At 48.7% G+C, this 11824-nt stretch carries 12 protein-coding genes; 8 read left to right on the top strand and 4 right to left on the bottom strand.

The genetic code is table 11. From position 1 onward, the window contains the following. Positions 1-29: 29 nt before the first annotated feature. The 8 genes from serC (at position 30) to pyrF (ending at position 8124) form a co-directional block, all read left to right on the top strand. Entirely contained in the window at positions 30-1112 is a 1083-nt protein-coding gene (gene serC / locus BUQ98_RS06105) for a 3-phosphoserine/phosphohydroxythreonine transaminase (RefSeq protein WP_074212965.1), read from the top strand. Positions 1113-1329: 217 nt separating this feature from the next. Next, complete coding sequence (gene aroA, locus BUQ98_RS06100; protein WP_074212964.1) at positions 1330-2616, top strand: 3-phosphoshikimate 1-carboxyvinyltransferase; 1287 nt, start codon at positions 1330-1332, stop codon at positions 2614-2616. 152 nt (positions 2617-2768) lie between these two features. Continuing rightward, positions 2769-3452: a (d)CMP kinase gene (gene cmk, locus BUQ98_RS06095; RefSeq protein WP_074212963.1), complete on the top strand. Its 684-nt coding sequence runs from the start codon at positions 2769-2771 to the stop codon at positions 3450-3452. 102 nt (positions 3453-3554) lie between these two features. Beyond that, complete coding sequence (gene rpsA, locus BUQ98_RS06090) at positions 3555-5225, top strand: 30S ribosomal protein S1 (protein WP_021022391.1); 1671 nt, start codon at positions 3555-3557, stop codon at positions 5223-5225. A 72-nt stretch (positions 5226-5297) separates the two neighbouring features. Next, positions 5298-5582, top strand: coding sequence for an integration host factor subunit beta (gene ihfB / locus BUQ98_RS06085; RefSeq protein WP_074212962.1), 285 nt, complete (start codon positions 5298-5300; stop codon positions 5580-5582). 294 nt (positions 5583-5876) lie between these two features. Further along, entirely contained in the window at positions 5877-6164 is a 288-nt protein-coding gene (locus BUQ98_RS06080; protein WP_074212961.1) for a LapA family protein, read from the top strand. Positions 6165-6167: 3 nt separating this feature from the next. After that, positions 6168-7337: a lipopolysaccharide assembly protein LapB gene (lapB, locus tag BUQ98_RS06075; protein ID WP_074212960.1), complete on the top strand. Its 1170-nt coding sequence runs from the start codon at positions 6168-6170 to the stop codon at positions 7335-7337. Positions 7338-7425: 88 nt separating this feature from the next. Then, positions 7426-8124, top strand: a complete 699-nt coding sequence (gene pyrF / locus BUQ98_RS06070; RefSeq protein ID WP_074212959.1) for an orotidine-5'-phosphate decarboxylase — start codon at positions 7426-7428, stop codon at positions 8122-8124. Positions 8125-8179: 55 nt separating this feature from the next. Here the strand turns inward: pyrF and BUQ98_RS06065 are convergent, their stop codons facing one another. The 4 genes from BUQ98_RS06065 to BUQ98_RS06050 are packed head-to-tail and all read right to left on the bottom strand — an operon-like array spanning position 8180 to position 11822. Continuing rightward, entirely contained in the window at positions 8180-8995 is an 816-nt protein-coding gene (locus BUQ98_RS06065) for a peptide ABC transporter ATP-binding protein (RefSeq protein WP_074212958.1), read from the bottom strand. Continuing rightward, positions 8979-9986 carry a peptide ABC transporter ATP-binding protein gene (locus BUQ98_RS06060; protein ID WP_074212957.1) on the bottom strand — a complete coding sequence of 336 codons (1008 nt, stop codon included), beginning with the start codon at positions 9984-9986 and terminating at the stop codon, positions 8979-8981. Before BUQ98_RS06060 ends, BUQ98_RS06065 begins: the two co-directional genes overlap by 17 nt. Beyond that, positions 9986-10873, bottom strand: coding sequence for a putrescine export ABC transporter permease SapC (gene sapC, locus BUQ98_RS06055; protein WP_074212956.1), 888 nt, complete (start codon positions 10871-10873; stop codon positions 9986-9988). The genes BUQ98_RS06060 and sapC overlap by 1 nt, the downstream gene beginning before the upstream one ends. Further along, the gene (locus tag BUQ98_RS06050; protein WP_074212955.1) at positions 10860-11822 is read right to left on the bottom strand and encodes an ABC transporter permease; all 963 of its coding nucleotides are present in this window, start codon (positions 11820-11822) and stop codon (positions 10860-10862) included. The genes sapC and BUQ98_RS06050 overlap by 14 nt, the downstream gene beginning before the upstream one ends. Positions 11823-11824: the final 2 nt, after the last annotated feature.

Genomic DNA, 11824 nt, shown 5'->3' with positions numbered 1-11824 from the left:
TGACAAAAAAGCAGGAGCCCCTCCCCAACATGGATAAGGTATACAACTTTTCAGCCGGCCCCGCGATGCTGCCGCGTGAGGTCATGCTTAAAGCGCAAAAAGAGCTGATGAACTGGCAAGATCTTGGTACATCAGTGATGGAAGTTTCGCATCGTAGTCAGGCATTTTTATCTTTAGCTCGTCAGTCTGAGCAGGATCTTCGCGAATTGCTTGTTATTCCAGAGAACTATCACATTCTATTCTGCCAAGGTGGGGCGCGTGCGCAATTTGCCGCGGTGCCGATGAATCTGATGGGTAACCAGACCATTGCCGATTATGTTGATGGTGGCTATTGGGCTGAGAGCGCCGTTAAAGAAGCTAAGCGCTATTGCACGCCGAATGTGATTAACGTTCGACGCGAGCGCGAAGGTAAACGAGCTATCTCGCCAGCCAAAGACTGGTTGCTAAGTGATGACGCCGCGTATGTCCATTTTTGCCCAAATGAGACCATTGACGGCATTGAAATTAACGATCTGCCAGAGACGAACAAACCGATTATCGCGGATATGTCCTCAACGATCTTATCGCGTCCGATTGATGTGTCTAAATACGGTGTCATATACGCGGGTGCGCAAAAGAACATTGGTCCTGCAGGGCTGACACTGGTTATTGTCCGAGATGATCTCTTAGGCCTTGCTAAAGACGTATTACCGAGTGTGCTTAACTACAAGGTATTGGCTGATAAAGATTCCATGTTTAACACCCCGCCAACCTTTGGCTGGTACCTGGCAGCTGAAGTTTTTAAGTGGTTGAAAAAACAAGGTGGTATTGAAGCAATATACGCACGTAACCAGCAAAAAGCGGCGTTATTATACGATGCCATTGATCAGTCAAACTTATATCGTAACGAGATCCACCCAGACAACCGTTCGTTAATGAACGTCCCTTTTCAGCTGGCCAACAGTGAACTCGATGAGGTGTTTCTTGCTGACGCTACCGCACAGGGCCTACACGCTTTGAAAGGTCACCGTGATGTCGGTGGAATGCGCGCGTCTATTTATAACGCGATGCCGGTAGAAGGGGTTCAAGCATTGGTTGACTTCATGCGTGTGTTTGAGAAAAAACACGGTTAGTTGTTTGACCTATTGTAAACAGTAGGCGTTGCGAGCCGGTATGGGTGAGTGGCGGCCTGTTAACCGTGTGACTGATCGTTTTTCAGCCTTGACCGCTTCCTGACAGGAAGCGGTTTTTTGATTGGACGTGTAACAGGATTTGATAAAAATAATAATTGTGAGATCGCTTGGATTTTGGTTACTCTGGGGGCACTAAGCATCACGGATATAAACCAGAATGGAGCAACTGACACTTTCCCCGATTTCTTCTGTTAACGGTCAGATTAATCTTCCCGGCTCTAAGAGCGTGTCCAACCGAGCGTTGCTGCTTGCCGCATTGGCCTCAGGGACGACCCGGTTAACTAACCTACTGGATAGCGACGATGTGCGGCATATGCTCAACGCGTTTACTTCATTGGGTGTGCAATATCAGCTTTCAGCCGATCGTACAGAGTGCGTTGTGGAAGGCTTAGGGCAAGCATTTCAAGTAGCAGAACCGACTGAGCTATTTTTGGGAAATGCCGGAACCGCAATGCGGCCGTTAACGGCCGCACTTTGCCTTGGCGAAGGCGAGGTCACCTTAACCGGTGAGCCAAGGATGAAAGAACGCCCGATTGGCCATTTGGTAGAAGCGCTCAAGGCCATTGGCGCTGATGTCCGTTACTTGGAAACGGAGGGTTACCCGCCATTGCACATCACAGGCACCGGACTGGCAGGTGGCGATGTGAGCATTGACGGCAGCATTTCCAGCCAGTTTCTTACTGCATTGTTAATGGCGGCTCCGTTTGCGCGCCAAGAAACGCGGATTACCATTAAAGGAGACTTGGTCTCAAAGCCTTATATCGATATAACTCTGGCGATCATGGCGCAGTTTGGTGTTGAGGTACAAAATGATAACTACCAAGCGTTTGTGATCCCAGCTGGACAGCGTTATCAATCGCCAGGTCACTTTATGGTGGAAGGCGATGCGTCCTCAGCGTCTTACTTCCTCGCGGCAGCAGCGATCAAAGGCGGTGAAGTGAAAGTCACGGGGATTGGCCGTAACAGCGTACAAGGCGATATTCAGTTTGCCGATGCACTGGCAGCCATGGGCGCCGAGATTGAGTGGGGAGATGACTATGTTCTCGCTCGTCGACAAACGCTTAAAGGCGTCGATATGGATTTTAATCATATTCCCGATGCCGCGATGACGATTGGCGTTGCCGCCTTGTTTGCAGACGGGCCGACGTGGATCCGTAATGTCTATAATTGGCGTGTCAAAGAAACCGATCGTCTTTATGCAATGGCGACTGAGCTTAAAAAAGTAGGCGCTATGGTCGAGGAAGGTGACGATTATCTCTACATTGAGCCACCTGAGCAGCTGGCGCATGCTGCGATTGACACCTACGACGATCATCGCATAGCGATGTGCTTCTCACTGGTGGCATTGAGTGATACCCCCGTCACTATTAATGATCCTGGCTGTACCTCGAAAACGTTCCCTGATTATTTCGATAAACTCGCGGCGATTAGCTTACACGAGTAATCACGAACGGTTAGACGTTGCTGCTGAGGTTATCGCTCAGCAGCAATGATTTCCTTGCCTATTTCTTCTATACTATGCGCCGAATTATCGATGTGTCCGTAACGTTTCAGGAGCGGGCATGGCGAGTGGGGTAGACGAACGTGGAGAGATTTATGCCGACACAGGCGCCTGTAATTACAGTAGATGGACCGAGTGGTGCAGGGAAAGGAACCTTGTGTATGCGACTGGCTGATAGGCTAGGCTGGCACCTGCTAGACTCAGGCGCTATCTATCGCGTACTGGCATTAGCGGCGATTCATCACGATGTGGATACCGCATCAGAAGATGCATTGGTGCCTCTGGCCGCGAACTTAGACGTACAATTTTTGGCAGAAGGTGATTTAGTCAAGGTGGTATTGGAAGGCGAGGATGTCTCCGGCACCTTACGTACCGAGCAAGTAGGAAACCAAGCGTCAAAGGTTGCAGCGTTGCCGCGTGTTCGCGAAGCGTTATTACGTCGCCAACGCGCCTTTGTGGGAGCGCCAGGGTTGATTGCCGATGGCCGTGATATGGGTACTGTCGTCTTTCCCCATGCGCAAGCTAAAATCTTCTTAGATGCCAGTGCAGAAGAGCGTGCACGCCGGCGTCAGCATCAGTTGCAAGGCAAGGGGGTTAATGTTACCTTTGACCGCCTTTTAAGTGAAATTCAAGAGCGTGATGATCGAGACCGCAATCGAGCGGTGGCCCCATTGCGCCCTGCGTCAGATGCTTTAGTGTTGGATTCAACCTCATTGTCTATTGACGAGGTGATCGACCAAGCGTTGGCGTTTATTGAAAGTAAATTATCGGCTGCATAAGCAGTCTATAACCGTTAGCTGCAAGGATGATAGCTAACATATTTAACAACCCCATGCGGTAGGATACCCGTGGACGTTTATTAAATTGAAGATTTAAATATAATGACTGAATCTTTTGCTCAACTCTTTGAAGAGTCTCTAAAAGAAATCGAAACTCGCCCAGGTTCTATTGTTAAGGGTACTGTTGTTGCTATCGAGAACGGTTTCGTTCTGGTTGACGCAGGCCTGAAATCTGAATCGTCCATTCCGGCTGATCAATTCAAGAACGCTGCTGGCGAACTTGAAATTGAAGTAGGCGGTGAAGTCGATGTAGCCCTGGACGCAGTGGAAGATGGCTTCGGTGAAACTCAGCTTTCTCGTGAGAAAGCTAAGCGTCACGAAGCTTGGATCCAGCTAGAGAAAGCGTACGAAGAAGCTGAAACCGTTAACGGTGTTATCAACGGTAAAGTTAAAGGTGGTTTCACCGTAGAACTGAACGGCATCCGTGCGTTCCTACCGGGTTCACTGGTTGACGTTCGTCCAGTACGTGATACGTCTCACCTGGAAGGCAAAGAGCTCGAGTTCAAAGTAATTAAGCTTGACCAGAAGCGCAACAATGTTGTTGTTTCTCGTCGTGCGGTTATCGAGTCAGAAAACAGTGTTGAACGTGACGAGCTGCTAGCTTCTCTGCAAGAAGGCATGGAAGTTAAAGGTATCGTTAAGAACCTGACTGACTACGGTGCGTTCGTTGATCTGGGCGGCGTTGACGGCCTGCTTCACATCACTGACATGGCGTGGAAACGCGTTAAGCACCCATCAGAAATCGTTAATGTTGGTGATGAAATCAACGTTAAAGTTCTGAAGTTTGATCGTGAGCGTACTCGCGTATCACTCGGCCTGAAACAACTGGGTGAAGATCCATGGGTAGCAATTGCTAACCGTTACCCAGAAGGTCACAAGCTGACTGGTCGCGTAACCAACCTCACTGACTACGGCTGCTTCGTTGAAATCGAAGAAGGCGTTGAAGGTCTGGTTCACGTGTCTGAAATGGACTGGACCAACAAGAACATCCACCCATCTAAAGTGGTTAACGTGGGTGACGAAGTTGAAGTTATGGTTCTGGACATCGACGAAGAGCGTCGTCGTATCAGCCTAGGTCTGAAACAGTGTAAAGCCAACCCATGGCAGCAATTCGCTGAAACTCAGAACAAAGGCGACCGTGTAACTGGTAAGATCAAGTCAATCACTGACTTCGGTATCTTCATCGGTCTAGACGGCGGCATCGACGGTCTGGTTCACTTGTCTGACATTTCTTGGAACGCAACTGGCGAAGAAGCCGTTCGTGAATACAAGAAAGGTGACGAGATCTCAGCAGTGGTTCTTCAGGTTGACGCAGAGCGTGAGCGCATCTCGCTTGGTATCAAGCAGATGGAAGAAGACCCATTCAACAACTACCTGGCAGCGAACAAAAAAGGTGCTATCGTTAACGGTACGGTAACGGCTGTTGACGCTAAAGGCGCAACTGTAGAGCTAGCAGAAGGTGTTGAAGGCTATCTTCGTGCTTCTGAAGCATCGCGTGACCGTGTTGAAGACGCGACGCAAGTGCTTTCAGTTGGCGACAGTGTTGAAGCGAAGTTCACCGGTGTTGACCGTAAGAACCGCGTTCTTAACCTGTCTGTTCGTCTGAAAGACGAAGCTGACGAGCAAGAAGCCGTCGCGAGCCTGAACAAGACCGAAGAAGGTTCTATCGGTAACGCAATGGCTGACGCGTTTAAAGCTGCGAAGAGCGAATAATGTATAAGTTGAGGGGGAAATTTTCCCCCTCTGCATTTATACTGTTGAGAAACATACTAAAGCGGGGTGTTTATGACCAAATCTGAGTTAATCGAAAGGCTCTGTAGTCAGCAAACCCATCTATCTGCTAAGCAGGTAGAGGATGCCATCAAGGAAATCCTTGAATATATGGCGAACACACTTGAAAGCGGTGATCGTATCGAAATCCGTGGTTTTGGTAGTTTCTCACTCCATTATCGCGCGCCTCGAGTGGGGCGTAATCCAAAAACAGGGGAAAAAGTCGAGCTTGACGGAAAATACGTCCCTCACTTTAAACCTGGTAAGGAACTTCGTGATCGCGTTAACATTTATGGTTAAGCGATAGACGCTGAAAAAAACGGCATGCTGCAAGTATGCCGTTTTTTTATGCCTATCGATCATAGCTTGCGTGGCGAATTTCCTGCATAATCATACCTTCTGTGTAAGATATTGTACCCAAAACTAAAACCTCGCTGCTTGTCATCATGCGAGTAGGCAGAGAGATAGGCCAAGGGTGCGTTAGCAACGTTTCGTTGTCGTACCACGCAAACGTTCACAGTGACAAGTGCCTCGCATCTTGTCGTTCTGCCATAATTGAAGAGCCACTAGGCCTTTCGCAATGAGGGAATACTTGTGAAAATACTCGGCATTCTGTTTCTGGTGTTATGTTTTCTGATCACCTTGGCGCTGGGAGCGCAAAACCAAGATGTGGTCAACTTTAATTATCTCATCGCCCAAGGTGAGTTTCGCTTATCTGTTATCTTGGGTATCGCCTTTGTCATTGGTTTTGGCATAGGCTGGTTAGTCTGCGGTGCGTTATACCTAAAAGCGAGAGTGACCGCACGAGGGCTGCGTAAACAGGTGGAAAAGCAACGCAAAGAACTTGATAAATTGCGTACGGACCCGCTTAAGGAACAATAATTCATGCTAGAGCTGTTGTTTCTGTTGCTGCCAATTGCCGCCGGTTATGGCTGGTACATGGGTAACAGGAATGCTCGTCATCGACGGCAAGAACAGTCACATCATTTGTCTCGCCAGTATGTGGCGGGGCTCAACCTACTGCTGTCTGAACAATCAGATAAAGCGGTTGATTTGTTTATCGAACTTTTACAAGTCGATAATGAAACTATTGATACCCACCTTGCTCTGGGGAACCTGTTTCGCTCTCGTGGTGAAGTCGACCGGGCGATCCGTATTCACCAGAACTTAATCGCAAGACCCAACCTTACTCTCGACCAACGTAATCTTGCCATGCAACAGCTGGCAAAAGATTATATGGTGGCAGGTTTCTTTGATCGCGCAGAGAAAATCTTTGCGGAACTCGTTGATGAGCCAGATTATCGTGAGTTTGCCCTACAGCAGCTGCTTGCGATTGCTCAACAAACCCGAGAATGGGAACAAGCGATTGATACTGCGGCTAAACTTGTCAAAATGGGCAAACATAAGCTGCGTAAAGATATTGCCCATTTTCATTGTGAACTGGCTATGCAGCAGTTGGCAGAGGGTGATGAACATAAAGCGCGACAATGGCTACGGCGTGCTTTGTCTTACGACAAAATGTGCGTGAGGGCGAGTTTGAAGCTGGCTAAGCTCGATATCCAGCATGAGGACTACAAAGGGGCCCTCAAGCAACTAGAAAACATTCTTGAGCAAGATGCTGATTTTGTCAGTGAAGCACTGCCCTTATTAGCGGAGAGCTATCGCGCACTGGGTCGTGAAATGCATCTAGTCCGGTTTTTAAAAGAGTGTATTGAAAAGAACGCAGGGGTGAGTGCGGAGCTGATGCTCTCAGAAGTCATTGGTAACAATGAAAATATCGCTATGGCGCAAAGCTTTTTAACGCGCCAGCTTACCCGTAATCCGACTATGCGCGGCTTCCATAAATTGATGGAATATCATGTGGAACAAGCTGAAGAGGGGCGAGCGAAAGCGAGCCTTAATACGCTGAAAGATTTGGTCGCAGAACAAATGAAAGTGAAGCCACATTACCGATGCCGTAAATGTGGTTTCTCAACACACGCCCTCTATTGGCAATGCCCATCTTGCAAAAGCTGGGGTGCAATCAAGCCTATTCGGGGGCTTGATGGGGAATAATGGCGATGCTTGGGCATCGCCATTTTTTTATCTATCGTTACGGCACATTGCCGTTTGATACTGACTAAGCAAGGAACTAGGAGACAAAATGCGCGACCCAAAAGTCATTGTGGCACTTGATTATGCAGATATGAACCAAGCCTTGGCGTTTGCCGATAAAATAGAGCCAGGTTCATGTCGTCTAAAAGTTGGCAAGGAAATGTTTACCTTGTTTGGGCCGGCACTCGTTAAGCAACTTCATGCTGGTGGGCATGACGTTTTCCTCGATTTAAAATTTCATGATATCCCTAATACCTGTGCACGGGCTGTGGCTGCTGCAGCGGATCTCGGTGTATGGATGGTCAATGTTCATGCTTCTGGCGGGGAGCGCATGATGATGGCTGCGCGAGAAGCATTAGTCCCCTATGGCGGCAATCGTCCATGGCTGATTGGTGTAACGGTACTCACGAGTATGACTGAGGCAGATTTAGCGGGTACTGGAGTACATGGTTCACCTCAAGCCCAGGTACAGCGTTTGGCGGGCTTAACAAAACAGTCGGGGTTAGATGGCGTCGTGTGCTCGGCTCACGAAGCCAATATGCTTAAGGCGCAGTGTGGAGATGCTTTTAAGCTGGTTACGCCAGGGATCCGTCCAGCAGGTAGTGTTAAGGGGGATCAGCGCCGTATTATGACACCAGAGGAAGCAGTCAACGCGGGCTCTGATTACTTAGTGATTGGCCGACCGATTACGCAAGCCGCTGATCCTGTGGCCGTATTAGCGGCCCTCAATGACTCACTGGGAGTTTAAATACTCGCTGTCACGTTATGAGCGGTAAGGTGTTTTGTACCGCTCATATCACACACTAGGGCCGTGGGCTAGCCGACTTACGTGAGCGTCTATCCAAGACGGGAGCGGTGAAGTGGCTATCGATAAGTCGTTGAGTCAGGCTATGTTGTGGGTTGGCGAATAACGATGCGGTGTCGCCGGACTCAACGACTTCACCGTTTTGCATCACCATGAGTTTATCAGTGACATGCTTTATGACCCCCATATGCTGAGAGACATAGACATAGGAGAGACCCATTTCATCTTGCAGTTCAAGCAACAAATTGATGATCTGCGAGCGCATGGACATGTCTAAGCCATTTAACGCTTCATCTGCCACAATCACACTGGGCTGTAGAATGAGTGCACGTGCGAGTGATACCCGTTGCTTTTGTCCCGTTGCGAGCATTTGCGGATAAAAATAAGCGTGTTCGGGCAGTAAGCCAACACGTAAAAGCGTGTTTTTGATCCTCTTTCCGCGTTCTTGTGAGGTCATATTGGTATTTCGGCGTAATGGTCCTTCCAAAATCTGACCAATTTGGTTGCGCGGATTCAGCGAGGTATTCGGATCTTGAAAGATCATCCGTATGAGTTTGCACCGGGTTTGATAATCCTTGTAGCGAAGTGTTTCGCCATTCACGCGAATTTGCCCTGATGTGGGTTCAATCACACCAGCAATCATACGTGCTAGGGTCGATTTACCAGAACCATTCTCTCCCACAAACGCAATGGTCTCACCCACATCCAGAGAAAATGAAACGGGTTTAACGGCATGGGTGACACGTTTTTTCAACCAACCGGTACGATGGTGATAGTCTTTTGAAAGCCCATCAATCTCAAGAAGAGCGGCCATTCTTGTTCTCCATATTGAGCGGGAAATGACAGGCGAATTTATGATTCTTTATTTTTTGCGTGTGCGGCACCTCTACACACTTACGCTGTGCATAAGGGCAGCGTGGCCCCAGCCGGCAGCCGATGGGTAAATGCTGTAGCGGGGGGATGGAACCTGGTAAGGTTTCTAACTTGCTTTTGTGCGGGATCTCACGGCTAAAATCTGGCATCGTCCGCAATAGAGCATCCGTATAGGGGTGATGCGGCGTTGATAAGATTTGTTCTCGGTTCCCCGACTCGACGGACTGGCCACAATACATCACTGTGATCCTGTCGGCCCAACGTGTCACTAAGGTAAGATCGTGGCTAATCAACAAAATGGTCGTGTTTGAAAGCTGATTGGTGCGACTTAGCAAACGGAAAATCTGCGCTTGAGTGATGGGATCCAAATCGTTGGTAGGCTCATCTGCGATCAATAACCGAGGGCGGTTAGCGATTGCCATCGCAATCATGACCTTTTGACATTCACCGTCAGTCAATTCATATGGATAACTATCCATCACACGCTTATGATCTTTGATCCCTACTTTGTGGAGCAAGGCGATGGAATGTTGTTTGCGCCAGTTAAGGCGTTGCCACCAGCTTCCAGAGAAAGAAGCCGGAGGGATCGCTTCTTCAAGTTGATGACCGACGACCTCAGAGGGGTCGAGACAAGTCGATGGCTCTTGAAAGATCATTGCGATATCTTTACCCACCACATGGCGGCGCTCGCGGGCGGGGAGCTCAAGTAAGTCAATATTGCCCAACCTTAATCGGTCAGCGCTGACATGCCATTGATCTTTGGTGACACCGCAAATGGCTTTGGCGACCAAGCTTTTTCCTGAGCCAGACTCGCCCACCAGTCCACGGATTTCACCGTCATTGATGGTTAAGCTCATTCTATCAACGGCTTTTACCATTCCTTGGGGCGTTTCAATTTCGATGGTCAGGTGTCGAATATCTAATAACGGCATTATTCAGTTCCTGCATTGATGGCTTGGCTGACCCCTTCGCCTACTAGGTTAACAACCAACACGCTAAACGCAATGGCCATACCGGGTAGAGTCACTGTCCACGGCGCGGTAAAAATCAGTTCGACAGAATCACCTAACATAGCCCCCCATTCAGGGGCTGGGGGTTGGGCGCCCAACCCTAAAAAGCCCAGTGCAGCAACATCAAGAATCGCCACCGAGATCGCACGTGTCACTTCTGTGCTTAATACCGTCACGATATTCGGAAAAATAGAGTGGTATAACAAGTAGATATCATTCGCTCCATCCAAACGTGCTGCAATGATATAGTCTTTTTCTATTTCGTCATGTACGGCGGTGTACACCGCCCGAATAATACGTGGGATCAAAGAAAGCCAGATAGCGAGTAAGACCTGGGTTTCACCGACCCCCAAAAAGGCGACCACGATAATAGCCAGCAATAGCGAAGGGATAGAAAGAATACTATCAAGAATGTGGTTTAACACGCTTGATTTAAGTCCTTTAGTCATCCCGGCCAGTACCCCAATAGCCACACCCACACCGGCGGCCAATACAGCAGTAACCAGTGCGTAGCCAAATGTTAACCGAGACCCCGCAATCAGGCGCGAGAGCATGTCGCGGCTGAGATCGTCGGTACCTAAGAAATATTCAATTTGCCCCGATTGCACCCAAGATGGCGCCATCAGGAGTTGGCCCGTTTGATGTTGTGGGCTCCAAGGCGCGAGTAAAGGAGCGAACAGTGTGACTAAAATTAGCCCAATAAGGCACCAAAAGCCGATGACCGCCAGTTTATTACGGCGAAAAGCATTCCACGTGCGTTCAAACTGGGTTGGAATATGCTGTTCAACGTAAACGCTATTTGAGGGCATACCATTTTTTCCTTACCAGCGGATTCATAAAGGCCCCTAACACATCGGAGATAATATTAATCAGCAGTACAAACCCACCGATCACCAGCACCCCTGCTTGCACGGACATATAGTCTTTGGCGATCAAGGCATCGAGCAACCAGCGACCAATTCCTGGCCAGTTGAACACCGACTCGACAATGATCACAAACGTCACCATGGTGGAAACTAGCAGGCCAAAGTTAGGAATGATCGGCGGAATGGCATTTTTCATCCCATGACGAAGGACGATTTCGGTCTTCGATAGCCCTTTGGTTGCAGCGGCTTTGATATAATTCTGTCGCATGACATAAGACATTGAATCTCTGACCATTTTAATGATCTCAGTAGTAGGGATCACCGCCAGTGTCAGTGTCGGTAATGCCAGATGCCGTATGATGTCCGTGGCCACTTTGCCCTGTAGGGGTAAATCAGACAGCCATAAATCGACCAGTGCAAACCCAGAAATATGCGGAATTTCATACAAAAGGTTATAGCGGCCTGATACGGGGAACCACTGCAAGTCTAGCGAAAATATCATGATAAATAAGATAGCTAGCCAGAACGTGGGGATAGAAAAGATGACTAACGCGAGTGAGGAGATCACTTTATCGGTAGGCCCTTGGCTGCGCAGCCCAGCCAATGTTCCTAATGGCACACCAACGATAAAACTGATCACTAGGGCCGCAATACATAACTCCAATGTCGCGGGGGCAACATGGGTCAGTGTGCTCATGACAGAGTTACCGTTAGCGGTGAACCCCAAGTTACCATCGAGCAGTTGGCGCAGGTAATAAATCCAACCTATCCAATAATCATATTGATGCCAAATCGCATCGGGCGTCAATAATATGATGTTATAGGCGACTAAGGTCAGGATCACTAAAGTGATAAGGAATAAGTTGAAGCGTCGTAAGGTATAAATCAGCATGG

This window comes from Salinivibrio sp. ES.052, assembly GCF_900141775.1.
In the GTDB taxonomy this organism is placed as follows: Bacteria; Pseudomonadota; Gammaproteobacteria; order Enterobacterales; family Vibrionaceae; genus Salinivibrio.
Note: the sequence above shows the minus strand (reverse complement) of the source record. Positions and strands in the feature narration are given on the sequence as shown.